The organism is Psychrobacillus sp. FSL K6-2843, from assembly GCF_038626375.1.
In the GTDB taxonomy this organism is placed as follows: Bacteria; Bacillota; Bacilli; order Bacillales_A; family Planococcaceae; genus Psychrobacillus; species Psychrobacillus faecigallinarum.
Window position 1 is genome coordinate 1,303,257 of sequence record NZ_CP152021.1, and the last position, 22,475, is coordinate 1,325,731.

The 22,475-nt window shown below is 36.2% G+C and carries 27 protein-coding genes; 18 read left to right on the forward strand and 9 right to left on the reverse strand.

Going from position 1 to position 22,475, the window contains the following annotated elements; translation table 11 throughout:
- The first annotated feature begins 60 nt into the window (after positions 1-60).
- From coxB to MKY94_RS06365, 6 genes are all read left to right on the forward strand, one after another.
- Positions 61-1,146: a cytochrome c oxidase subunit II gene (gene coxB / locus MKY94_RS06340; RefSeq protein ID WP_144538246.1), complete on the forward strand. Its 1,086-nt coding sequence runs from the start codon at positions 61-63 to the stop codon at positions 1,144-1,146.
- Positions 1,147-1,178: 32 nt separating this feature from the next.
- The gene (locus MKY94_RS06345; protein ID WP_144537923.1) at positions 1,179-3,041 is read left to right on the forward strand and encodes a cytochrome c oxidase subunit I; all 1,863 of its coding nucleotides are present in this window, start codon (positions 1,179-1,181) and stop codon (positions 3,039-3,041) included.
- A gap of 2 nt (positions 3,042-3,043) precedes the next feature.
- Positions 3,044-3,670 carry a cytochrome (ubi)quinol oxidase subunit III gene (locus MKY94_RS06350; protein ID WP_144537924.1) on the forward strand — a complete coding sequence of 209 codons (627 nt, stop codon included), beginning with the start codon at positions 3,044-3,046 and terminating at the stop codon, positions 3,668-3,670.
- 1 nt (position 3,671) lies between these two features.
- Positions 3,672-4,007, forward strand: coding sequence for a cytochrome c oxidase subunit IVB (gene ctaF / locus MKY94_RS06355; protein WP_144537925.1), 336 nt, complete (start codon positions 3,672-3,674; stop codon positions 4,005-4,007).
- 297 nt (positions 4,008-4,304) lie between these two features.
- Complete coding sequence (gene ctaG / locus MKY94_RS06360; protein ID WP_151110659.1) at positions 4,305-5,216, forward strand: cytochrome c oxidase assembly factor CtaG; 912 nt, start codon at positions 4,305-4,307, stop codon at positions 5,214-5,216.
- A 25-nt stretch (positions 5,217-5,241) separates the two neighbouring features.
- Positions 5,242-5,703 carry a DUF420 domain-containing protein gene (locus MKY94_RS06365; RefSeq protein ID WP_144537927.1) on the forward strand — a complete coding sequence of 154 codons (462 nt, stop codon included), beginning with the start codon at positions 5,242-5,244 and terminating at the stop codon, positions 5,701-5,703.
- A gap of 219 nt (positions 5,704-5,922) precedes the next feature.
- Here MKY94_RS06365 and ytvI read toward each other — a convergent pair whose 3' ends face one another.
- Positions 5,923-6,987: a sporulation integral membrane protein YtvI gene (ytvI, locus tag MKY94_RS06370; RefSeq protein ID WP_154311198.1), complete on the reverse strand. Its 1,065-nt coding sequence runs from the start codon at positions 6,985-6,987 to the stop codon at positions 5,923-5,925.
- A 102-nt stretch (positions 6,988-7,089) separates the two neighbouring features.
- Complete coding sequence (locus MKY94_RS06375; protein WP_144537929.1) at positions 7,090-7,458, reverse strand: YugN family protein; 369 nt, start codon at positions 7,456-7,458, stop codon at positions 7,090-7,092.
- 153 nt (positions 7,459-7,611) lie between these two features.
- Here MKY94_RS06375 and MKY94_RS06380 point away from each other — a divergent pair, with 153 nt between their 5' ends.
- Positions 7,612-8,679, forward strand: coding sequence for a CAP-associated domain-containing protein (locus tag MKY94_RS06380; RefSeq protein WP_154311197.1), 1,068 nt, complete (start codon positions 7,612-7,614; stop codon positions 8,677-8,679).
- Positions 8,680-8,683: 4 nt separating this feature from the next.
- Here MKY94_RS06380 and MKY94_RS06385 read toward each other — a convergent pair whose 3' ends face one another.
- Positions 8,684-9,427 carry an aspartate kinase gene (locus tag MKY94_RS06385; RefSeq protein ID WP_342578265.1) on the reverse strand — a complete coding sequence of 248 codons (744 nt, stop codon included), beginning with the start codon at positions 9,425-9,427 and terminating at the stop codon, positions 8,684-8,686.
- Between the two features lie 127 nt (positions 9,428-9,554).
- Here MKY94_RS06385 and MKY94_RS06390 point away from each other — a divergent pair, with 127 nt between their 5' ends.
- On the forward strand, positions 9,555-10,988 hold the full coding sequence (locus MKY94_RS06390) for a UDP-N-acetylmuramoyl-L-alanyl-D-glutamate--2,6-diaminopimelate ligase (protein WP_195761933.1): 1,434 nt from the start codon (positions 9,555-9,557) through the stop codon (positions 10,986-10,988).
- On the opposite strand, the gene MKY94_RS06395 is transcribed toward MKY94_RS06390, so the two are convergent.
- Complete coding sequence (locus tag MKY94_RS06395) at positions 10,934-11,434, reverse strand: PaaI family thioesterase (RefSeq protein WP_195761932.1); 501 nt, start codon at positions 11,432-11,434, stop codon at positions 10,934-10,936. The genes MKY94_RS06390 and MKY94_RS06395 overlap by 55 nt on opposite strands.
- Positions 11,435-11,519: 85 nt before the next feature.
- On the opposite strand from MKY94_RS06395, the gene MKY94_RS06400 reads away from it, so the two are divergent.
- Positions 11,520-11,969: a YlbF family regulator gene (locus MKY94_RS06400; RefSeq protein WP_154311194.1), complete on the forward strand. Its 450-nt coding sequence runs from the start codon at positions 11,520-11,522 to the stop codon at positions 11,967-11,969.
- 246 nt (positions 11,970-12,215) lie between these two features.
- Here the strand turns inward: MKY94_RS06400 and MKY94_RS06405 are convergent, their stop codons facing one another.
- Positions 12,216-13,118: a glycerophosphodiester phosphodiesterase gene (locus tag MKY94_RS06405; RefSeq protein WP_342578266.1), complete on the reverse strand. Its 903-nt coding sequence runs from the start codon at positions 13,116-13,118 to the stop codon at positions 12,216-12,218.
- A 179-nt stretch (positions 13,119-13,297) separates the two neighbouring features.
- Between MKY94_RS06405 and MKY94_RS06410 the strand changes: the two genes are divergently transcribed.
- A complete protein-coding gene (locus tag MKY94_RS06410; RefSeq protein WP_144537936.1) occupies positions 13,298-13,570 on the forward strand; it encodes a DUF2129 domain-containing protein in 273 nt (90 codons plus the stop codon).
- Positions 13,571-13,578: 8 nt separating this feature from the next.
- Here MKY94_RS06410 and MKY94_RS06415 read toward each other — a convergent pair whose 3' ends face one another.
- Positions 13,579-13,965, reverse strand: coding sequence for a methylthioribose kinase (locus MKY94_RS06415; protein ID WP_144537937.1), 387 nt, complete (start codon positions 13,963-13,965; stop codon positions 13,579-13,581).
- Positions 13,966-14,017: 52 nt separating this feature from the next.
- Here MKY94_RS06415 and MKY94_RS06420 point away from each other — a divergent pair, with 52 nt between their 5' ends.
- Genes MKY94_RS06420 through coaD form a run of 3 tightly spaced genes read left to right on the forward strand, consistent with a single transcriptional unit; the run spans position 14,018 to position 16,500 of the window.
- Positions 14,018-15,433 (forward strand): hypothetical protein, encoded by a 1,416-nt coding sequence (locus MKY94_RS06420; protein ID WP_342578267.1) that lies wholly within the window; start codon positions 14,018-14,020, stop codon positions 15,431-15,433.
- A 16-nt stretch (positions 15,434-15,449) separates the two neighbouring features.
- Complete coding sequence (rsmD, locus tag MKY94_RS06425; RefSeq protein ID WP_342578268.1) at positions 15,450-16,025, forward strand: 16S rRNA (guanine(966)-N(2))-methyltransferase RsmD; 576 nt, start codon at positions 15,450-15,452, stop codon at positions 16,023-16,025.
- A complete protein-coding gene (gene coaD / locus MKY94_RS06430) occupies positions 16,018-16,500 on the forward strand; it encodes a pantetheine-phosphate adenylyltransferase (RefSeq protein WP_144537940.1) in 483 nt (160 codons plus the stop codon). The genes rsmD and coaD overlap by 8 nt, the downstream gene beginning before the upstream one ends.
- Positions 16,501-16,615: 115 nt before the next feature.
- Here coaD and MKY94_RS06435 read toward each other — a convergent pair whose 3' ends face one another.
- On the reverse strand, positions 16,616-17,494 hold the full coding sequence (locus MKY94_RS06435) for a hypothetical protein (protein ID WP_144537941.1): 879 nt from the start codon (positions 17,492-17,494) through the stop codon (positions 16,616-16,618).
- Positions 17,495-17,694: 200 nt separating this feature from the next.
- On the opposite strand from MKY94_RS06435, the gene MKY94_RS06440 reads away from it, so the two are divergent.
- Positions 17,695-18,741: a SepM family pheromone-processing serine protease gene (locus MKY94_RS06440; RefSeq protein WP_144537942.1), complete on the forward strand. Its 1,047-nt coding sequence runs from the start codon at positions 17,695-17,697 to the stop codon at positions 18,739-18,741.
- Here MKY94_RS06440 and MKY94_RS06445 read toward each other — a convergent pair whose 3' ends face one another.
- Together MKY94_RS06445 and MKY94_RS06450 are read right to left on the reverse strand one after the other, a co-directional pair.
- Positions 18,742-19,956, reverse strand: a complete 1,215-nt coding sequence (locus tag MKY94_RS06445) for a nucleotidyltransferase (RefSeq protein WP_342578659.1) — start codon at positions 19,954-19,956, stop codon at positions 18,742-18,744.
- Positions 19,957-19,976: 20 nt separating this feature from the next.
- Positions 19,977-20,177, reverse strand: a complete 201-nt coding sequence (locus MKY94_RS06450; protein WP_144537943.1) for a hypothetical protein — start codon at positions 20,175-20,177, stop codon at positions 19,977-19,979.
- A 166-nt stretch (positions 20,178-20,343) separates the two neighbouring features.
- Between MKY94_RS06450 and MKY94_RS06455 the strand changes: the two genes are divergently transcribed.
- From MKY94_RS06455 to MKY94_RS06470, 4 genes are all read left to right on the forward strand, one after another.
- On the forward strand, positions 20,344-20,883 hold the full coding sequence (locus MKY94_RS06455) for a YceD family protein (protein WP_144537944.1): 540 nt from the start codon (positions 20,344-20,346) through the stop codon (positions 20,881-20,883).
- 24 nt (positions 20,884-20,907) lie between these two features.
- Complete coding sequence (gene rpmF, locus MKY94_RS06460; RefSeq protein WP_144537945.1) at positions 20,908-21,081, forward strand: 50S ribosomal protein L32; 174 nt, start codon at positions 20,908-20,910, stop codon at positions 21,079-21,081.
- 88 nt (positions 21,082-21,169) lie between these two features.
- Positions 21,170-21,931, forward strand: coding sequence for an enoyl-CoA hydratase/isomerase family protein (locus MKY94_RS06465; RefSeq protein ID WP_225321700.1), 762 nt, complete (start codon positions 21,170-21,172; stop codon positions 21,929-21,931).
- A 60-nt stretch (positions 21,932-21,991) separates the two neighbouring features.
- Complete coding sequence (locus MKY94_RS06470; protein ID WP_186318124.1) at positions 21,992-22,393, forward strand: hypothetical protein; 402 nt, start codon at positions 21,992-21,994, stop codon at positions 22,391-22,393.
- Positions 22,394-22,475 lie beyond the last annotated feature (82 nt).

A 22,475-nucleotide genomic window follows, 5' to 3' on the forward strand; every position in this document is an offset into this window, starting at 1 on the left:
AAAAGAACCACAGTCCAAATGTACTTGAACACAATAATGAAAGAGGGGTTTGATTTAGCTATGATGAAAGGGCTTAAAAAATGGCGACTTTTTTCACTGTTAGCAGCTCTTACGATTTTTCTGTCGGGTTGTGGCGAAGAATACTTATCAACGCTAGCACCTGCGGGACAAGTCGGGAGAGATCAATTCAATCTATTACTACTTGCATCTGCTATTATGGCATTAGTTATTATAGTGGTAGTAATAATCTATGTAATTGCTCTAACAAGATATAGTCGCAAAAAAGTTGGAGAAAATGTGATTCCTAAACAAGTTGAAGGAAGCCATACGCTTGAGATAATTTGGACAGTTATTCCAATTTTACTTTTAGTTATTCTTGCAATTCCAACTGTATATTACACTTACAAGCACGCAGATGTTGCTGCAATGGATCAAGTGGATGAAGAAGGAAACAAAACACATCTTACAGTAAACGTAACTGCAAAGTTATACTGGTGGGAATTTGAGTACCCAGAGCTTGGTATTGTTACAGCACAAGAATTAGTAGTACCTACAGATGAGCAGGTGTTCTTCAATTTGAAGGCTGCTGATGTAAAACACTCATTCTGGATTCCATCAATTGGTGGTAAATTAGATACTAACGTTGAAAATGTAAACAAATTCTACCTTGTATTCGATAAAGAATCAGCGGGCTTAGAAGACGGAGTGTTCTACGGTAAGTGTGCCGAGCTATGTGGACCTTCACATGCTTTAATGGACTTTAAAGTAAAATCGATGAACCGTGATGATTTTAACGAGTGGGCTGAAGCAATGAAAACCACTGTACATACTGCAGAAGGGGATCTTGCAAAACAAGGGGAAGAACTTTTCCAAACAGCTTCTTGTATCGGATGTCATGCTACAGGTGGCGAGGGTATGGCTCCACAGACAGGACCAAGTTTAGCTACTTTTGGAGATCGTAATCGTGTAGCCGGCTTCATGGATCATACGAAAGAAAATGTAAAAGCTTGGATCAGTGATCCTCAAAAGTACAAACCAGGTAACGTAATGCCTGATGATACAGAATTAAATGGCGGTAAAGAATTTACAGACGAGCAGTTAGATGCTCTTGCAGAATACTTAATGGGACTATCTATTGAAAAATAATTCCATAGATAAAAATGAGGGAGGTAAAAGTTGTGAGTTCTATAGCTAAGAAAAAGGGCTTTGGCGCAACTTTATGGGACTATTTAACAACAGTAGACCATAAAAAGATTGCTGTCCTGTACCTCGCTGCCGGTGGTTTATTTTTCGTAATCGGTGGTATAGAGGCAATGCTAATTCGTATCCAATTAGCTAAACCGGATAACGACTTTGTTAGTGCAGGTCTTTTCAATGAAATTATAACAATGCATGGTACGACAATGATTTTCCTTGCGGCCATGCCGATATTATTTGGTTATATGAATGCCGTTGTACCACTTCAAATTGGTGCACGTGACGTAGCATTCCCATTCTTAAATGCACTTGGTTTTTGGTTATTCTTATTTGGTGGTATCTTCTTAAACCTTTCTTGGTTTATGGGAGGAGCTCCTGATGCTGGATGGACTTCATATGCATCTCTATCTTTAGCATCCCCTGGTCATGGTATTGACTTCTATGCACTCGGACTTCAAATATCCGGTGCAGGTACGTATATTGCCGGGATTAACTTCCTTGTAACGATTATTAATATGCGTGCACCTGGTATGACGTATATGCGTATGCCATTGTTCACTTGGACTACATTCGTGGCAAGTGCATTGATCTTATTTGCATTCCCACCACTTACAATCGGTCTTTTCTTCCTAATCATTGACCGTATGTTTGGAGGACAATTCTTCAATCATGAAATGGGAGGAAATACAATTATCTGGGAGCATTTATTCTGGATCTTTGGACACCCTGAAGTATACATTCTGATTTTACCTGCTTTCGGTATTTTCTCAGAAATCTTCTCGTTATTTGCTCGCAAACGTTTATTTGGATATTCATCCATGGTATTTGCGACCGTATTAATCGGTTTCTTAGGATTCATGGTTTGGGCCCATCACATGTTTACAGTTGGTTTAGGACCAACAGCTAACGCAATTTTTGCTGTTGCGACAATGGCTATTGCCGTTCCAACAGGTATGAAAATATTTAACTGGCTGCTTACAATTTGGGGAGGAAGTATTAAAGTTACGGTTCCAATGCTTTACGCATTAGGATTTATCCCTTCATTCGTAGCAGGTGGGGTAACTGGTGTCATGCAAGCTGCGGCTCCACTTGACTACCAATTACATGATTCATACTTTATCGTTGCCCATTTCCACTATGTAATCGTTGGTGGGGTAGTACTTGCTATCTTAGCTGCATTACATTTATATTGGCCTTTAATGTTCAACCAAATGTTAAGTGAGAAATTAGGTAAATGGACTTTCTGGTTCTTCTTTATCGGTTTCCATATGACATTCTTTATTCAACATTTCTTAGGTTTAATGGGTATGCCACGTCGTGTATTCACTTTCGGAGCAGATCAAGGTTGGGATTTATTCAACGCAATCAGTTCTGGTGGTGCAGTATTCATGGCAATCGGGGTAATAATACTTGTAGTTAATATTATTATGACTGTAGCTAAAAACGAAAAAGTTGGAAATGACCCTTGGGAAGATGGACGTACATTGGAGTGGGCTATTCCACAACCAATTCCATTCTACAACTTTAAACAAACTCCACTTGTTCGTGGATTAGATACTTTCTGGATTGAAAAACAAGAAGGAAACAAAGAAGGTATGACATATGCAGAGCCAATCTCTGATATCCATATGCCAAACAACTCTTTCATTCCTTTCGTAATGACATTAGGTTTATTTATCGCAGCATTCGGTGCACTTTACAACGGAGAAAAAGATTGGGCTGTTCCAGTATTAGTACTTGGTTTAGCAATCACAGTTGCATCTATGGCTGTTCGTTCACTGAAAGACGACCATGGATATCATATCCATAAAGAAGATTTAATGAATGACGAAGGGGGTAAATAAGAATGGACTTGAATAAAAAGTACTCCCCACAAACTTGGCCAGATCATCCGGAACAAGCAACAATGGAAGGTAAGAATAAATTCTTAGGCTTCTGGTTGTTCCTAGCTGGAGAAACTGTACTGTTTTCTAGTTTATTTGCTACTTATTTAGCTCTTAAAAACAAAGGACCAGAAGGTATGGAATTCTCCACTCAAACATTGTTTGAATTACCTCTAGTTTTTGTTATGACCATGATCCTGTTAACATCTTCGTTAACAAGTGTATATGCAATGTACCATTTGAAAAATCATAATTTCCGTGGTACGCAAACATGGATGGCTATTACAGTACTATTAGGTTTTACTTTCTTAGGCCTAGAAATTTATGAGTTTAATCACTATGTACATTTAGGATTCCATTATGGACAAAGTGCTTTCTCAACTGCGTTCTTTACTTTAGTTGGTACTCACGGTCTTCACGTAGTAATTGGTTTAGGCTGGATTACTCTATTACTTTTACGTAATGCTAAACGTGGTTTCAGCTTATATAACGCACCAAAATACTATACTGCTTCACTATACTGGCACTTTATTGACGTTGTGTGGGTATTCATCTTTACAGTAGTATACTTGATGGGAGTTGTTGGTTAATATGTCATCACACGACAATCATGTTTACGTAAGATCTCAAACTGAATTTGAGTACTTGAAGCGAAAAAGAAAAGAGAGTATGCGTACGCAAGTAACTACATTCTCTATTATGATTTTCTTGACATTAATCTCTTTCACAGCAGTGGTTGCAGGTTTCTCAAAATACTACATCATCCCGATTATTTTATTGTTAGCTGCAGTACAAGTAGTTTTACAACTTTACTACTTCATGCATATGAGTGAAAAAAATCATAACATTCCAGCATACTTTATTTACTTTGCGGCAATGGTTGGATTTACTTTCCTACTAACTTTTATAACAATTGTTTGGTGGTAATTACAAAAAGAGAGCTAAGATTTTCTTAGCTCTCTTTTGTTTGTTTTAAACAAAAGACTTTTCTAGAATTATGTTAAGATTGATTGAGTACAAAGCTCGAAAGAATGAGGGAGTCTCCTTAGCGTCCATTAATTTTGTTGGGAATAGTTGTCCCCATTAATGAGGGCCTATATTGGATATTAATTTGAAACATTCAACTCATAAGTATATAGTAATAATTGTCATAGTTCGTTCATTTGATGTTACTTGTACTGCCCTATATAATAAAGGTAGCAACTTAAAAAGGAGCGTAATAGAATGTCAATTAGCATATTCGGCTTCCAGGCTTTATGGAGTCCTATTTTATTAGGACTTTTAGTTTGTATAGCTATTCTATATTTTTTGATCACCGTCAAATGGAGAAATGATTTTAAAGTTTCTGAGCCATTAAAAAGAAAAGAAGCGGTATTTTTTGTATCTGGTTTATTGCTTTTATATATTGTAAAAGGTTCTCCGTTAGATTTAATGGCACATATTATGTTTACCTTCCATATGGTGCAAATGGCACTATTGTTATTATTAGTTCCGCCACTACTTATGAAAGGGATTCCATGGTGGGTGTGGAAGGTAGTTATTGAGCTGCCGGTTTTAAGAAAAGTGATTCCTTTCTTGACTAAACCACTATTTTCTTTAGTATTGTTTACCATGACATTCTCGCTCTATCATATTCCATTAGTCTTTGACGCGATTAAGATGAATGAGGTACTCCATGGAACATATACATTATTGTTATTCTTTGCAGCTGTATTTATGTGGTGGTCTATTGTTGACGTAATTGAATCAGAGAAAAAACTACATGGTTTAAAGAAAATTGGTTTTATTGTTGCTAGTGCTATATTAATTACTCCAGCCTGTGCTCTAATCATTTTCTCTAGTAACCCAATGTATGATACTTATACAGATTCAGATGTTTGGCTAAAAAATATGGAACTTTGTGTTCCTTCTGACACTTTAGCAGGTTTAAGTCTATCTGGCCCAGAGTTATTTTCTAACTTGGATCCTCTTGAGGATCAGCAGCTTGGTGGAATTGTGATGAAGATTATTCAAGAGCTTATATATGCTGCCTTCTTATTCTCCATATTCTTTGCATGGTATAAAAATGAGCAGGATAATGCAGATGAAATAACTCAAAAAGCATTAGACGACTTAAAGGTACAAGCTAAACTATAATTTTTTATATTAGAGGAGAATGAAGATGAGTGTTCCAGTATTACCTACAATAAGCACATTTTTTATTGTCTTAAGTGCTGTACTTGTTGCAATTGGTTGGATTTTAGTGAAGCAAAGGAAAATAGAGGCACATAAAAAGACGATGTTTGCTGCAGCAATATCTGCATTAACATTTTTTATCATTTATGTTTCTCGTACATTGTTTATAGGGAATACAGCGTTTGGTGGACCAGACGATATAAAAATTTACTATACGGTTTTCCTAGTTTTTCATATTATCTTAGCTACAACAGGAGCAGTATTTGGGCTAGTTACAATTTATCTAGGCTACAAAAATAATATAAAGAAACACCGTAAACTTGGACCAATTACTAGTGTCATATGGTTCTTTGTTGCAATAACAGGAGTAGCGGTTTATGCGTTACTTTACGTAATTTATGAGGGCGGCGAAACGACTTCCGTTTTTAAAGCAATCCTTGGTGGATAATTAACTACTAAAATACACAAAGGCAATCAAGATTATTAGTTCTTGATTGCCTTTGTTTTTGTATTATTCTAATCAGTATGTAATATGTGAAACAAATACAAGTCGTCTATTTTCGTAAGCTATTAAACCGATAGCAGGCAAAAAAATAAGGCATTCTGTTAAGAAGAACAGTAAGGCCTTAAGTTGCTATTTGGTTAATAATAATGTCTTTGTAAATATTCATATTTTAAAGTTTAAGCGGATCATACCTGCTTCTCTTGCTGTAATAAACAATATGACTACTAGTGGTCCGATTAAAAATCCGAGGAAGCCAAACAACTTGGCACCAATGAACATAGCAATAAGGATAGCAAGGGGGGAAATACCCATTTGAGTACCCATTAGTTTAGGTTCCACAGCTCTTCTAATGATTAGTAAAATAAGAGCTAAAACGGTCAATTTCGTGGCAAATACAGTGTCACCAACTAGAAACAAGTAACCTGCCCAAGGAGCGAGTATTGCAATAGAACCAAGAATAGGTATTACATCTATAATCCAAATAACTATGGACATAATAACAGCCACCTTAGGGCTTACTATAAATAACAGCCCTATTAAAGAAGCACCTAATATGATAAAGCTAGCTAATATTTGAGCTTTCATAAAGCCGATTACAACCTTTTTTATGCTCGAAGACATGACACGTACCTTTTCGGCCGTTCCTTCAGAGAGGAAAGAAAAGAATTTTGCTCTTATATTTTCTAAGTCCAACATAAACAAAAAAAGGGCAATTATAAACACAATAAAATTAACAAGAAAGTTAGGAATATTTGTTAGCAATGCAGAGATGTTAGAGTAGCTAAGAAGATCTAGGAGGGCATCTCTCATGCTGGTTAATGCAGAGTCAAACTTATCTTGTATAGATTCTACTACTTCTAGAGGTAAGCCCTCGGTATATTTAAAAATATTATTTTGGACATTGATCCACACACCTGTCAAGCTATTTAGATGAAATGGAATTACTTTGGAAGTATATAAAAGTTGGCTTATCAACTTCGTTACAGTGAAGTATAAGAGAGCTGAAATAATTGTCATAAAAAAAATAAAATTAGTAATAACTGCAGGTTTTCTCTTCCATTTAAATATCTTTTCAGTAAATTTTACAATTGGTTCAATAATTATAGCGGTAAGCAAAGCCAAAATAATTGGAACCGATACAGGAAGGATGAAAATAGAAATTAACAGGATAAAAAGAAAGAGGATTATATATTTAATATGCTCTTTTTTTAAAGCTTTAAAAGCCATTCCATTTTGCTCCTTTATAGGTCGTTCTTTTAAGTATAGACAAGAAATACCAGTTTTAACAGCTAAAAAAACGTTAGAGAAATTATCTCTAACGTCTAGAAATTATTTTGATTGGATAGCGAACTCAGTTAGTTCAGCACTCAAAGCTTTTAACGTTTGATCACAAGATTTAACTAAGTGGTTTGGAAATACTTCATTTTCTCCGTACTCTACACCATGTGGATAATAGTGTTTTCCTAAAACCGGTTTTAAAAGAGTAATGTTAGCTTCATGAGCGCCTACATCGCCTTCTTTTGTAAAGCCGAAAATTCGAAGATAAAATGTACCCTCTTTTATTTCAAATTTCTTATCATAAGTCACACGCTCATAATCCCATTGCCCTGCACGAATTAAGCCATGTTTTTTCATAACATCGTCTAATACGTTAAGATCTAAGACTTTGTTTTCTATACCTGTATTTTCAAAATACATCGAATTGTCCTCCTTCACATTGAAGTTATCCTAAGAATCTGTTCTTATTAATATTAATTCAAATTCAAAAATGTTGCAATGACAACATTGTGTATTTGTATATATCCTTGATATACTAGGAATACGAAGTAACTTCGAAGGAGCCAAGATAAAATGAAAACTCTCTTTCATATTTTAGTTGGCATTGCTATTTTGCTATTAATATTTATATATTTTGATACACCAATCCAAGAAAATGATCTAATAACAGGTTCAAATAACTCAGGACAACTAATTCCTGTGGAAAAAGAGGAAATAGTAGAAGCGGTCAATATATTCACTAGACCAAAGGAAGGTATTTCTTCGCTGATCGGTAAAGCAGCTGAAGAAGTGACAGCACTTTATGGTACTCCGACTAGAATCGATCCCTCAACGTTTGGATATGATTGGTGGGTATATAATGACTCGTTCTCTACTTATAAGCTAATAGGAGTAGAAGATAATATAGTTACACAAGCGTATGCTCTAGGAAGAGATGTGGATGCATCTCCATACAAAATCGGTCAATCACTTGAGGATATATATCGATTTACACTTGTTCAATCTGAAATAACTATGACCATTGGTGAAAATACTTATATTTTTTCTTTAAATGAAGAGGACATTAACACAAGGCTGTTAGTCCAGTTCGATGATTTATATGCAATACTCTATATCGATCAACTTGATCAGCAGCTGGAAGCGGTGAGATTTAGTGATTCCAAAACTCTATTGATGCATAAACCCTATGATATTTTATATAGTGGGGACGTTATAGAATCCAAAACACCATCTTCTGTTCTCCAAGCAGCAGCTGACAGAGCAACTGCTAAACAAGTTGTAGAAATAACCAATGTCTTAAGACTTCGCCATGGTCTACGGGTGTTAGAGTCTGATGTAGGATTACAAAATATATCCTACGAGCACAGTGCTGAAATGGCGAAGAATAATATTGTAACTAACGAAAAATTTGAAATACCGAAGTTTAAAGATAAGCTTAAAGAAGCCTCATTAGACTTCTCCAGAGCAGGGGGTAATACTGCAGCGTTTTATTTTGATGCAGGTGAAGCTGTGAATGGATGGTTGAATTCAAAAGAGCATCGAGAAACTTTGCTAGGAAGATCTTATACTCATACAGGAGTTGGAGTATACAGTAATTACTACACGCAAAACTTTATTGAGAAAAAGGATAATCTTGAATGATTATTTATTGATATACAAACGTACCATTCGTTTCTTCATACAAAGAACGAATATGAAGGGGAACGCTATGAAGGGCAGCGAATTTTGCTGCTCTTTTTTGTATGACTTCAACTGGTTCATTTATTTTAAGCTGGAGCTCTTCATAGGTCATATAAGATATTAATTCAACTTGTTTATTTGTTGATGGATCTGATGTCATGACTCCTGGAACATTTTTATAAAATTCTACGACATCTGCCTTTAAATAATGACCATATACAACAGCTGTTAAATCACTTCCTCCTCTACCTAACGTTGTAAAGTTATTTGAATATTTGGAGACTCCCTGAAATCCAGGAACAACTACACAATGATAGGTTTCAAAGGCTTTATTAATCTCTGAGATATCGACGTATTCAATATTTGCATTACCATATGACTCGTTTGTAATAATTCCAGCATTTTTGCCATATAAAATAGTTGAGTGAAGCCCCTCATTTTTTAGCTCGGCTACTAATACAGAGGCAGATATGAGCTCTCCGCAAGCAGAAAGTAAATCTGTTTCAATACTATGTGGTGTATTCGGAATAAGATCTAGTAAAGTATCTGTAGCGTAATGTTGACCTCTTCTTCCCATGGCAGATACAACAACCAACACTTTCTTATGGGTAGTGACTGCTTTTTGGATTCTTTCGATGACTAGACGTCTATTCGAAGAATCCTGCATCGCAATACCACCATATTTTTGCACAATCATATTTTCAACCACTCTTCTCGTGACATTTCAAACACTCCGTTCATACGATACAAGGAATTCATTTTACTGTATGCGATGTAACTAGAATGGTGTAGGGAGTTGAGTTACTATTTATTCATTAAAAGAGCTATTAGACGGGTTGGAATATAAAATTTTTGGTGATTTAAGCGGTTTGACTATTGATCGTTTTATTGATCATTCCAAGCAAATTCAAATAGGGGATGTATTTGTTTCAGAATCGAACAATCGAGCGTATATAGAAGAGGCAATTCAAAATGGGGCAAAAATAGTTATTACAAAATATTATGTATCAGATTGTAGTATTCCCCAAATTGTCCTTCCTTCGGATATGTGCCTTTTGCAAGACAAAATTGCATACTTAACGCACAAAATGTATGGTCAAAAAATAAAAACAGTAGGAATTACAGGAACTAACGGAAAAACAACTGTTGCATCCTTTACTGGACAACTGTTAATGCAACAAAACAAATCTGTATGTGTTGTTGGTACATTAGGTGTATACGTCAATGGAAAAAAATTAGAGAAACAGTTAAGAAGTAATACAACGCTCCCTTTTTACGATTTTATCCAAGTTGTGAAATATTGTTATGAACATGATGTTGAATATATAGTTTTAGAGGCCTCATCACAAGGATTATTGGACAATCGGTTAGGCGGTTACCCAATGGACATAGCAGTATTTTTAAATATAGGTAAGGATCATTTAGAGTTCCACGGGGGCATGGTACCATATAAGAAATCTAAAGAACTGCTAATTCCATTAGCTAAACAATTGGTTATTAATAATAATGACGAATGGTGTCGCTCAGTTGCTCAAAAGTCATATATCCCTACTATCCGATTTGGAGACCGGGAAGGAAATGATGTGGTTTTCAAGAGAGAGAAGCATTTAGATGAAAACGTTAAATATGAGTATGATGTGAACGGCAGACAAACAGAAGTTACTATGAGAAACAGTGGTTATCACAATGGTATGAATTTAGCAGCAGCAATTGGAGTTATGCTAGGATTAGGTATTTCCTGTGAATCCATTAAACCTGTAAGCCTCCCAGCTGGAAGATTACAGAGAGTGGAAAACAAAATGGGTATTGAGGTGCTAATAGACTATGCTCATACCCCCGACGCATTAGAAGCCTGCTTAAGCTCTATTCATAGTTATGCGAAGCACAATATTTACGTAGTATTCGGTTGTGGCGGTAATCGAGATAAGCAAAAGAGAAAATCTATGGGAGAAGTTGCGTCAAAGTATGCTACTAAGGCAATTGTTACTTCTGATAACCCACGTAATGAGAAACCAGAAGCAATTATTGCAGATATTGTTCAAGGCATAGTGCCAAGCAAAGTGATTGTGGAGATTAACCGTAGAAAAGCTATTGAATTGGCACTTGCCACCGCAAAAGTGGGAGACGTCGTTCTTGTAGCTGGGAAGGGACACGAAAAAGAACAAATTATCAAAGATGTTGTTTTACCTTTTTCCGATGTGGAAGTTGTCCATTCCTATTTTAAAGAATTGGATGTCGGTGTTATAACAAAAAATGATCCGGTTGCATAAGCAATTTTTTTTCCATCTGGCTGGGTTACCGTACATTCCATAACTAACGTTTGTCGTCCTTTATGTAAGTATGTAGAAGTAGCAATCAGTTGTTTTTCAGATGATGCTTTTATGTAGTGGATTGTCATATTTGTTGTAACTGCACCTTTACCTTCTGCATGGAGATCTTTGTTGACTAAGAATCCCATTGCATTGTCTACTAGCGTTGCAATAACTCCTCCGTGTGGCATATCAAAGCTATTATAGATTAAAGGAGTAACTGGAAGAGTCACGATACAATGGTTATCTTCGTAGCGAGTATCCATCTGAAATGTTGCATTTAAATAAGTAGGAGCAGTGCCTTGTCGTTTATGCTGTAGACCTAGAAGGAAGTCAGTCAGTAACCCTTTTTCTGTATCGGAAGCTTCCTTGGTAACTTGTTCAAAGAGCGTTTGTAATTCATTCATAATATATTCTCCTGACATTTAAGATATTAGTTTAGCAATTGTCTCCATTTTTCTGTTATGATAGACAGGATTGGAGGTTTTATTTATGATTATGACCGATGAATGGGTCGATATTATGGACCACTCAGATTTACTATGTACTATGGTTTTATCCTCTGAACAATTTTACCATTACTTAGATGCACATCGTGCTGTATATACAAAACCTGAACTCGTTCGGGAGATCAACTACTTCACCAGACTGAAGGACCAATATGAAGAGGTTCAGCGCTTTGGAAAATACCATCCAGATTATTCAAGAGTAATGAAGGATATTCGTGTAACTAAACGTAACCTTGATATGGTTGACGAAGTAGCTGCTTTAAGAGTAGCAGAAAACGAATTACAAGACCTTCTAGATGAAGTAAGCTTGATTGTAGGTAAATCTGTATCAGAAGGTGTCAAAGTCCCTGTAAGCAACCCATTTTTCGCTTCTAGTAGCTCAAGCTGTGGAAGCGGATGTGGATCTGGTGGTTCGTGTTCTTGTTCTGCATAAATTAGGAAGGATGTGTGCATTTATTTGCACACATCCTTTTTAATGACAAGAAAGCATATGCTTTTTCATTTCGTGTATAAACTAAAGCAAGCTCCCTTTATTTCAAACAGGAAAAGGGGTGAATTATTTTTTAAAAATTGAAGTTAATTACATACATGCTATCTATTTTTTATTTATTGGTGTAACAGACGGTGACTACCTCGGAAAGCGTCGGCCTAAAGTGGAAAGCAAGCTATTTTTTATATCTTAGTCTAACTTTAGTGCGTCAATAGCTAAATCAGGTCTGTCTGTAATAATTCCCTTAGCTCCATTTTGGATGAGCTTTTTCATCACCACAGTATCGTTGATAGACCAATAGTGTACAGGAATATTTAAAGTTGATAAAAATTTTATAAATCCTGGGCTATCTAAAGATACCATTCTAGCTTTTAATGGTAGCTGAAAGACGTCTGATCTAGGGTGATATAAATGTCTAAACTGACTTGTATAAGCGGTATATGCTTTTTTAACCTCTTTTTCCCCGGCTCCTAGGGCAACAGTGTTTTGTGCATAAAGATTGAAACGATCAATTTGCTCATCAAAGAAGCTAGTTACTACCACTCGATCGAAAGCTTGTTTTTCTTCTATCAATCTCCATAGCTTAGAGGGCATTAGACTACCTTCATAGGTTTCAGGGTTGTCCTTAATATCCATGTTAATAAGCATTTGGGGATAGGCATCAAGCAATTCACCTAAAGTCAATACTTGTTCTCCCGTTCCTCTAAATGAATAAGCATCACTTAAATCTTTGAAATAATAACCCAGGTCAGCAGCCTTAAGTTCTGATAATGTGTAATCGGAGACTTTGCCTGTGAAGTCTGTTACTCTTTCTAGTGTTTCATCATGGAAAACGATAATTTCTTCATCTTTTGTTAATCTCAAATCAATCTCGAAGCCATGAACTCCTAATTTTGCAGCGTTTTCGAAGGCAGCCATCGAACCTTCAGGTGCCAGGGCAGCTCCTCCACGGTGTGCAAGAATAATGGGATGATCATACTTTAGTGCTTCTTTTGAAGGACGGCCAGTTGGCTTTGACAAAGCTTTTGTACTTGCCCATGCGGCACCAGCGGCAGCTGCAATGGCGATAGCTACATTAGATTTTTTCCCCATTCTTATCCCCCTTTTTATAAACTAACTAAAATTATAGCAAGATAATATGCTCTCATCTATCTAATTTTAAATGTCTTTTTTCTTTTATTATAGCTAATGTATATTTAACTGTCAGCTAGTTGTTGTTGCTATCAAAATCCTCCATATGTTATTCTTGAAGGAAGAAATGAGGGAAACGTATGACAGAACGACAAGGACTAATTGTCTATGTGCATCATTTAAAACAGGCAAAATCTTTAAGAAAATACGGTCATGTACATTATATTTCTAAAAAGATGAAATATGTAGTTTTGTATTGCGACCAAGACCAAATAGAAGTAGCTAAACAAAAAATGAATAAACTTCCTTTTGTAAAAGAAATTTTAGAATCGTATCGACCATTTTTAAAAACTGAGTTTGAAAATAGTAAACCAGATAAAGCGAAAGAGTACGATTATAAAATTGGGTTATAAAATAACCATTAATGGAATGGTGGTATATAATGGTTTAATCTTAATATGCCAATAATATACTGATAAAATAAATCATTGTCTGCAAAAGTAGACGAATGCTTGATAGAAATCCGAATAGGTTCCACATGTAACTCTTTTAATGTTTCTGTAAATGTACTTAGTCTTTTGGATTCAGGCTGTGTTTGGGGAATCCCTTCACGGCAAATATAAATTGGGAAAAAATTAGTATCATTCACGGGTTTTAGAGCAATTGCTATTGATATAACTTCCTTCCCGTTTTTCGGGGATGTGAAGATAAATGCTCTGTATATACGATCTTTGTTTACTCGTGCGAGTTCACAAAGCTCAAATGAATCTCCGTAACCTTCGCCAAGCTCTATAAAACGTTGGATCAATGAAAACACTTCCTTTCCAATCCATCTTACCACTTTGTTGGAGGACAATTCCATGAAAATTATTGTTGGCTTTTTATCCATGTTTTTAGTTGTTACAAACTGTGTTTTATTATTATTTCAGTATGAGGTTTACTCTTCTAATATAGATGAAGAGGGACAAGCCTTTTTATATGAACAAGAAATTGATATTCAGTTATTAAAGGATAGCGTTCAAGTGAATCAGCACTTTTTCGATCTTCCTTCAGAAAAGCTTTCTATCGCTTGGCCACTATCCAGCGAAAACAGAAGCTGTATTAGCAACAACATAGACAGCTGCGATAGATTAACTGAAGATTTAGCTAGCTTTCAAGAGGGAGAATCTTCTAGTCAAAGTATTTCTTACACTATACCTTTAAAAAAAGGCTTACAGGAAGGAATTATTCTTTCAGATTTTCTAAGTAAGATTGAAAATGGCGGTGTTTCCTATTCTACCCTACATATTACTGATTCTTTAAAAAGGGGAGGAGTTTGGGTAAGTGGTTTGCCCAATGTTGGTAATTCATCGTTAGACTTAATTGACTATTCTCTGTTTTTTGGTGAAGGCCCAGTACAGGATTTATATTGGCAACAAGAGGTTCTACCTATACAATACGAAAATCAGAACTTTACCATTTACTCCAAGGATCCAATCACAACCGGGCTTAAAGAACTATTGGATGAATTGCACTTACCTAATGCTAGTCATTCCTCGGTTTTATTTACACCAAACAAGAATGATGTGAATCCAAGCAGTATTTTATTTGTCCAAACAGATGATTTACCATCTATACAGAGGGAGCTAATTGTTAAAAATGTTCAAATGGGTTATAAGCTTCCTGCCGATAATCTTCTACTTGCAGAAGTGGTAAGCAGCTTTATAATGGAATCCCCTGTTGGAACCGAAAAATCAATTTGGATGTATGAGACACTTACTAATTATCTTACAAGTAGCCAGGCTCTAGAATGGAAGACTAAGTTAGAGGGGCAGAAACAGCTAAGTGCAGAGAAATTAGATAATCTATTATCATCCATCATTGATTCAAAGACATCGTTCTTTCATTTAAATGAACAGACAACAGAGAAATTTCCATTGCTGTTTGAGGATTCTCGAGAAGTGTATGTGAATAATAGTCTGCAAAAAGATATACATGTGTTGCTAAAGGATGGAAAGGTTCTATATGCTGCGGAGCCATTATTAGATGTTCTTGGCTATACTTATGATGACACAGATAAAGGTTTATATGTTCAAAATGCAACTAGAGCTTTTAGATTTCCGATTCAAGAGCCATTTTATGTGTATAATCAGAAGAGATATGATGCTATGTCAGAGCCATTTGAAAAAATTGGTTCAAAATTCTATATAGAAGAGACGTGGATGATTCGTTTGTTTTTATTGAACACTGATAAAAATGAAGAACGGATAAACTTGCAGGAAGCTACGTCTAACTAATGCTAGGAGAAATTGTATGAGAGTTATTTCAGGTAGTAGAAAAGGGCTTCCTTTAAAGGCGGTTCCAGGTACTAACACTAGACCAACTACTGATAAAGTAAAGGAATCAATATTTAATATGATCGGTCCGTATTTTGACGGTGGGACTGCAGTAGATTTGTTTGCTGGTAGTGGAGGTCTTGGTATTGAATCGTTAAGCAGAGGAATCGATATATGTATTTTTATCGAAAAAGATCAAAAGGCTGTTCAAACCATCAATGAAAATTTGAAAAAATGTCGGTTAGAGGATGCAAGTGAGATTTATAAAATTGATGCTTCTCGTGCTGTAAAGGCTTTTGAAAAAAGATCATTAAAACTCGAATTGTTATTCGTTGATCCACCTTACAGTAAGACCCCTTTTTACAACTTAGTTGGAGAGATAGTCGAGAAGGGTCTTATGTCTGATACAGGTATTATCGTATGTGAGCATGAGAAAATGGTCGATTTGCCAGATTCCTATGGTAACTTTGAGCTTTCACGTAGAGAGAATTATGGAGGAACGGTTATTTCAATTTACCGCCATCAAGTAGAAGAGGAGAATTTAGATGAGTAAAATTGCAGTCGTTCCAGGAAGTTTTGATCCCATTACTTACGGACATCTTGATATCATTACTCGAGGTGCTTCTATTTTCTCAGAGGTCTATGTGGTTGTCTTGAATAATTCCTCTAAAAACCCTCTGTTTTCAGTAGAAGAGCGAGTAAAGCTTATTCAAGAAGTAACAGCTCATTTGCCAAACGTGAGAGTGGAAACCTTCTCTGGTCTACTAATGGACTATGCACAAGAAGTAGGGGCAAGTGCTATCATTAGGGGGCTAAGAGCAGTATCGGACTTTGAATACGAAATGCAGATCACCTCTATGAACCGAGTTTTAAATGATGAAATCGAGACTTTTTTTATCATGACTAAAAATCAATATTCCTTTTTAAGCTCTAGTATAGTAAAAGAAGTTGCCAAGTACGGTGGTAATATAGGAGAACTTGTTCCTTCCCAAGTGGAACAAGCCCTAAAGGAAAAATATAAACATTAAAAACCTTACCTATTGGTGAGGTTTTTTTACGAACAGAAAATATCTATTTTTTAGATAGATATTAGAGGTTTGTTGCAAAAGTGTTACAGGTGCCTGGCACCTGTAACACTTTTGTTTATATTATTACAAAGATTAGTGGAATGATTAACATATGGAGAATTCGGAATAGGATATACTTTCGAATAGATATCCCTGCTTTTTGGGCAAGTACAATAATTTGCATATGAATACTTAAGCCACTAAATGCAATGATAAGAGCAACAACAAAGGGCAAAGAAGTAGATCCAGAAAGTATATCTCCCGCAAGGCTTATTCCTCCAGTCATTTCAAAAAATGATGATACAAACACTAGAGCGAAGGAGGAAATAGAAGGAATGATTTCTTTTAAGGATTCAAAAACGATATAGCTGACAGTTGTAAAAAATATAACGGTCGTCCCAATAAGCAATAGTATTTGAGAGGTTTCTCTAATACTTTCTTGGAATGGAGACCCACTTATTACTTTTTCATGGTTATTCATTTGAATAGGCTTTGAAAAAATAATGAATACTAGGAGGAACAAAATATTTACCACATGAATGATGATTAACAATTTAAGTCCTGCTATCTCGGCGTTAAATATTTCAATTCCTACAAATCCAATAACAAACATGGGACTCGGTGCATGACAGATAGCCAACAGCCAGCTCGCATTTCTTGCATTTAATGTGCCTATTTCTTTTAAAGAAGAGATAATAGCTGCTCCGCTAGGAAAGCCTCCTAGAGCAGTCAGGAGGTAAATATTAAAATAAAGTTTAAATTTGTTCTCAGTCTTTAAAAATCCTTGTTGGGAGCGAATGAACATCTGAGTAATAACTAAATAAGGCAATAAATAGGGCATGAGAGCAGTAGTAAAGATGCGCATACCCTCTAAGGCACCCTTATGTGAAACCCCTGGCTGCAAGAATAGGAGAATAATTAGTGCCCAACTGCCAATCGTAACAATAATATGCATTCTAATTCATTCCTTGTCTTCTAAAGAGAAAAATGCCTTTTCTCTCAAGCTTAGTTTTATAGTTGCTCATTTTTTATGAGCTGTGTGTTCATTTTAACTCCCATCATTAGTAAAATTTTCTTGATATGTTTTGTCAGTCAAAAATGTAAGTGATAAACTTATACTTACATTTAATTATTTATGAAAGAGAGGGATAACTTATGAAGAAGATTAAACCAATCATCCTTCTTTTTGTTGTTGTAATCATTTTAGTGCTGGGCTTCTATCCAATGGAATCCTATATCTCTAGACCAGGTGGAGCTTATGAGCTTACGCCATTCGTTGAGGTCGATGGCGGAGATAAAGATGATGAAGGAACTTTTAGTCTTTTGACAATTGCCTTGTCCAAGGCGACACCACTGACGTATGCCTATGCCAAAGTAATGGATAGTCAAAAAATTTATAAAGCCAATCAAATTCGTCAAGAAGATGAGGATGAAGAGGAGTATAATGTCCGTCAATTAAAGCTTATGTCTGATTCTCAATTTAATGCTATTTCGGTAGCCTTCGATCGGGCTAAAAAACCTTTTACGGTTATTAACCATGGTATTTTTATTTTTAATGTTATAGATGGCGGTGGAGCAGACAATATCCTTAAAGCTGGGGATAAAATATTAGAAATGGATGAATTAACTGATTTGACAGGTGAGATCATCGCTGACTATCTGGCAAGTAAAAAAGAGGGCGATAAAATTCGTTTGAAGGTCGAAAGAGATGGAGATGAGCTGACAAAGGAGGTAACCCTTAAGGCGGTGCCAGGAGTGCTTGAAAAGGCAGGAATCGGTATTTCCTATACGGAAAACAAGGTAGTGGAAACTACCCCTGTAGTAGAGATTCATTCTGAAGATATTGGTGGACCATCTGCAGGTCTAATGTTCACTCTTGAAATTCTAAATCAGTTGCTACCAGAAGACATTACAAAAGGCTACAATATTGCTGGAACTGGTGAAATGCTACCAGACGGTACAGTTGGAAGAATTGGTGGAATTGATTTAAAGGTGATTGCGGCAGACAAAAAGGGAGCAGAAATAATGTTTGCTCCTGATGATGAGATTGCAGAGGAAATTCTTGCTAAAAATCCTGATCTAATTTCTAATTATGAAGAGGCTATGAAATCTGCAGAAAAAATAGGCACAAATATGAAAATTGTGCCTGTGAAAACTATTGATGACGCACTAGCTTATTTAGATAAGCTGGAGCCCAAATGATTATTGACGGAAAGGGATTTGACGAAAATCGCTTCCAACCATAGATGCTCCATAATTTGTTTGAAGACCCAAATAATAAAGATTTGCAGCTTTGATATCAAGTTGGAGTAGTATATTTTCCTTGCTTGCAGCCACTCTACTAACTAGAGGGAGCTGCAAGTCTTTTTTTATGGATTGTAGATAGGCTTGACCACTACTACTCATCGCAAGTGGACGAATATATGTCGGATACTCTATCGCTCTTAACTGGTCCCAAGTAAAATCAGTATAGATATGTGTCAGCATTCTTTGAATCCTTGTCCATGTGAAGCGTTTTGACTTAATTTGCTCCATGAAGGGCTGGAAGTGTTCATTCTTGACAGCGGCATTCCAAATTGCATTTTCTATCCCTTCTGTAACCTCAGCATATTTAGCTATGCTTTTTTTATTCTGACGCAAAATAATTAACCTTAGTAACGGATAAAAGCGTTCCCAGCTACCGAAGCTTTCTGCATGCTCTAACCAATGCTCCAGACCAGCAATACTTGTTGATGGTAAAAAAGAATGAACCTTGGACAGTTCTTTCTCTTCAAAAAGCACCTTCCGAATTCCAGTTGCACTTGCAATGGATTCTGTTTCCCTCGCATCATCGTGGTAATTGGCAACTACTCTTTGTATAGTCGCAGGCTGAATTGGTGAATTTAATTGACGCGCTGCTTCAAGGTAGTGAAAGCCTAAAATGTTATTAGGCTTAGAGAGATCTACAAGTGGTTCTTCAGAATACCGTGAAATACTTTTGTATGCCTCGTTTAAAGCCTTTGGATAACTGATCCCTTGCTTCACAAATTGAGAAATAGCCTCGTTATACTCTAATTTTTTGGAAGAAAGCAAATTATACGTATGTTCAAAGGATGCTATGGATCCCTCCTCGCTTCCAAAACAAAAAGTATCACATTTTAGAGCGTCTAATAGGAAAATAGCTCCCTTAGCAAAATCACTTGCTTGAGCAGTGGCAAATGCATACGGTAGCTCTACAATTAAATCTACTCCAGCGTCTAAAGCCATTTTAGCTCTAGTCCATTTGTCCACAAGGGCAGGTTCTCCTCGTTGGAGGAAATTGCCCGACATGACAGCAATTGTTATGTCGCTAGATGTCTGAATTTGAGATTGCTTTAAATGATGTAAATGACCGTTATGAAATGGGTTATATTCAACGACAATTCCAGTAGCCTTCATGATTTCCATTCCCTTCTTTTTTAAAGGTAAAAATATTTAATTTTTTGTTGTCTAGCTTCATTGCTTTGCGCCTCGAGTTCAAATGGGTAAAAAGTTGCGCAAGCAAGTCTAAAACAAGTGCGTTTACTGTTGCTGAGAAAATGCCTACTCACAATTTCTCCTCTACTTGTTGGAGGCATAGAAAGGCGCTGGCGCATTTCTGTTTCTAGCCAGATTTTCATTGGTGGAGCCATCTGAATCTTTAATTCGTCTGTTAAAAATATATGGAATGCATTTACTTTCCTTACTGAAAGTATAATGTTAAAATAAAGTAGTGACAAGAAATTATCTTGACATCTAAAACCAGTCATTATATAATCAACTTTGTTGTCTTGAGGTGATAATCGTATGAAATGGGCAATTCATCAGCTATCCAAATATCGTGAGAACGGTCTAGAATTAGATGAATTCGTGGAACTCGAAAATGTGAAGAAACGAAATCAGGACGTTCGAAAGATTTCACCCGTTCATGTAAAAGGGCACTGCACATTTGGTGCAGCGCAAATGACTTGTCATTTTCAGCTTTCAGGAACTCTAACATTACCATGTGCACGCACTTGGGAAGATGTAGAATATCCATTTGAGATTCAATCTGATGAAGTATTCAGTTGGTCTGATAGTGCACTCGCTTCTGCAAGAGCGTATGATAATTTTCATGTTGTAGAAGGGGATGTCATTAATGTCGACCCTGTTCTAGAAGAACTAGTTCTTTTAGAAATACCATTGCAAGTGTATAAAGAAGGTGCAGACCAATTTAAACACGAGGGTGGTACAGGCTGGAGCTACACAACAGATGAAGATCTGAATGATTTGCAAGAAGATGAACAACCAAAATTGGATCCAAGACTTGCTGAATTAGCTAAGTATTTTGATCAAACAGACGAATAATAGATCTGTAAGGAGGTGCCACCAATGGCAGTACCAGCTAGAAGAACTTCTAAAACTGTAAAAAGAAAACGTCGTACACATTTTAAATTATCCGTACCTGGTATGGTTGCTTGTTCAAATTGTGGTGAAATGAAATTGGCTCACCGAGTTTGTAAATCATGCGGTCAATACAAAGGGAAAGAAGTAGTGAGCAAATAATACAGTATTTGTTCCTTAAAAGGCTACCAAAGAGACCATGGCTCTTCGGTAGCCTTTTTCTCTATATTCATTTTAGGAGGTACGTTTTGTGGCTTATACAATGATAGAAAAAGAAGGCATCCTATTTTTTGAAATTAATCGACCAAATATACATAACGCTATCAACTTTGAAGTAATAGAAGGATTTAGACAGCTTGTTAATAATGTTAGAACAAACAAAACTTCTAAGCTGGTCGTTATTACAGGTGTAGGTGAAAAATCATTTTGCTCAGGCGGAGACTTGTCCGTTTTTCATAAGCTAAAAACTGCTGAGGAATCTTATAGTATGTTAAGTACTGTCGCTGAGGTGCTTTATGATGTGGCTACACTAGAGGTTCCGACAGTTGCCTTAATCAATGGAACAGCAGTTGGCGGAGGCTGCGAGATAGCTACATTATGTGACTATAGACTTGTTAAAAAAGAAGCGAAATGTGGTTTTATTCAAGGGAAATTAGCGATTACCACTGGATGGGGTGGTGGAACATACCTTTTTGAAAAAGGAATGCGCTATGACAAAGCTTTAAAAATGCTAACTGAAGCAACTCCATATGATTCAAATGAGCTTCTATCAATCGGTTGGGCTACTGATCTCTTTGAGGGGGATAAATTAGATGCACTCAATGAATTTATCGCAAAAATGATTGTTCCTCATTCAACAGTTTTGAAGGCATACAAAAAACAACTCATAAGAAAATGGGAGCAATCTCAATTATTCGAGAGAATAATGGAGGAAGTAAAAGAATGTTCAATTCTTTGGGAGGCAGATGTGCACCATGCGGCAGTAAATTCTTTTTTAACAAAAAAGAAGTAAAATAAGAGTCTATTTATACCCACTTTGCATATATTAATAAAAAAGCAAAGGGTGATTAATGTGAATGTTAAATTGAGAAAAGATAGCTGGACCCTCGAAGAAGACAATCTACTAAAAGAAATAGTATTAAAAAAGATTGAACAAGGCCACACCCAAATCTCCGGATTCCAGGAAGCAAGTGTTTTGTTAGGACGTTCTAAACAGGCTTGTGCATTTAGATGGAACAAAAATCTTCGCCCACAACTTTTCCCAAAAGAAGATTCCCCGAAGGAAGAAAGCTACAAGGAAACAGTAACTGATCCCTCTTCCCTTCAAAACCATTTGCAGCTTGCAATGCAAAGCTATGACCAGATGAAAAATTCCTATGATGAAATATCTACTGCGTATAATTTACTGAAAAGAGATTACGAGGTATTAGTGAACTGGGCCAAACAAGGTGTTCAACATATAGACAGAAATTAGCCAAGAAGTCTCTAAATTATAGAGACTTTTTATTATGGCTTCGACCATATTAGTTTTTGAGGGGAGATGACAATTTTGTTAC

Bases quoted from the DNA above. Each gene is read 5' to 3' on its own strand.
- coxB (WP_144538246.1), top strand. From the start codon at position 61: ATGATGAAAGGGCTTAAAAAATGGCGACTTTTTTCACTGTTAGCAGCT.
- MKY94_RS06350 (WP_144537924.1), top strand. From the start codon at position 3,044: ATGGACTTGAATAAAAAGTACTCCCCACAAACTTGGCCAGATCATCCG.
- ctaF (WP_144537925.1), top strand. From the start codon at position 3,672: ATGTCATCACACGACAATCATGTTTACGTAAGATCTCAAACTGAATTT.
- ctaG (WP_151110659.1), top strand. From the start codon at position 4,305: ATGTCAATTAGCATATTCGGCTTCCAGGCTTTATGGAGTCCTATTTTA.
- MKY94_RS06365 (WP_144537927.1), top strand. From the start codon at position 5,242: ATGAGTGTTCCAGTATTACCTACAATAAGCACATTTTTTATTGTCTTA.
- ytvI (WP_154311198.1), bottom strand. From the start codon at position 6,987: ATGGCTTTTAAAGCTTTAAAAAAAGAGCATATTAAATATATAATCCTC.
- MKY94_RS06375 (WP_144537929.1), bottom strand. From the start codon at position 7,458: ATGTATTTTGAAAATACAGGTATAGAAAACAAAGTCTTAGATCTTAAC.
- MKY94_RS06380 (WP_154311197.1), top strand. From the start codon at position 7,612: ATGAAAACTCTCTTTCATATTTTAGTTGGCATTGCTATTTTGCTATTA.
- MKY94_RS06395 (WP_195761932.1), bottom strand. From the start codon at position 11,434: ATGAATGAATTACAAACGCTCTTTGAACAAGTTACCAAGGAAGCTTCC.
- MKY94_RS06400 (WP_154311194.1), top strand. From the start codon at position 11,520: ATGATTATGACCGATGAATGGGTCGATATTATGGACCACTCAGATTTA.
- MKY94_RS06405 (WP_342578266.1), bottom strand. From the start codon at position 13,118: ATGGGGAAAAAATCTAATGTAGCTATCGCCATTGCAGCTGCCGCTGGT.
- MKY94_RS06410 (WP_144537936.1), top strand. From the start codon at position 13,298: ATGACAGAACGACAAGGACTAATTGTCTATGTGCATCATTTAAAACAG.
- MKY94_RS06420 (WP_342578267.1), top strand. From the start codon at position 14,018: ATGAAAATTATTGTTGGCTTTTTATCCATGTTTTTAGTTGTTACAAAC.
- rsmD (WP_342578268.1), top strand. From the start codon at position 15,450: ATGAGAGTTATTTCAGGTAGTAGAAAAGGGCTTCCTTTAAAGGCGGTT.
- coaD (WP_144537940.1), top strand. From the start codon at position 16,018: ATGAGTAAAATTGCAGTCGTTCCAGGAAGTTTTGATCCCATTACTTAC.
- MKY94_RS06435 (WP_144537941.1), bottom strand. From the start codon at position 17,494: ATGCATATTATTGTTACGATTGGCAGTTGGGCACTAATTATTCTCCTA.
- MKY94_RS06440 (WP_144537942.1), top strand. From the start codon at position 17,695: ATGAAGAAGATTAAACCAATCATCCTTCTTTTTGTTGTTGTAATCATT.
- MKY94_RS06445 (WP_342578659.1), bottom strand. From the start codon at position 19,956: ATGAAGGCTACTGGAATTGTCGTTGAATATAACCCATTTCATAACGGT.
- MKY94_RS06450 (WP_144537943.1), bottom strand. From the start codon at position 20,177: ATGAAAATCTGGCTAGAAACAGAAATGCGCCAGCGCCTTTCTATGCCT.
- MKY94_RS06455 (WP_144537944.1), top strand. From the start codon at position 20,344: ATGAAATGGGCAATTCATCAGCTATCCAAATATCGTGAGAACGGTCTA.
- rpmF (WP_144537945.1), top strand. From the start codon at position 20,908: ATGGCAGTACCAGCTAGAAGAACTTCTAAAACTGTAAAAAGAAAACGT.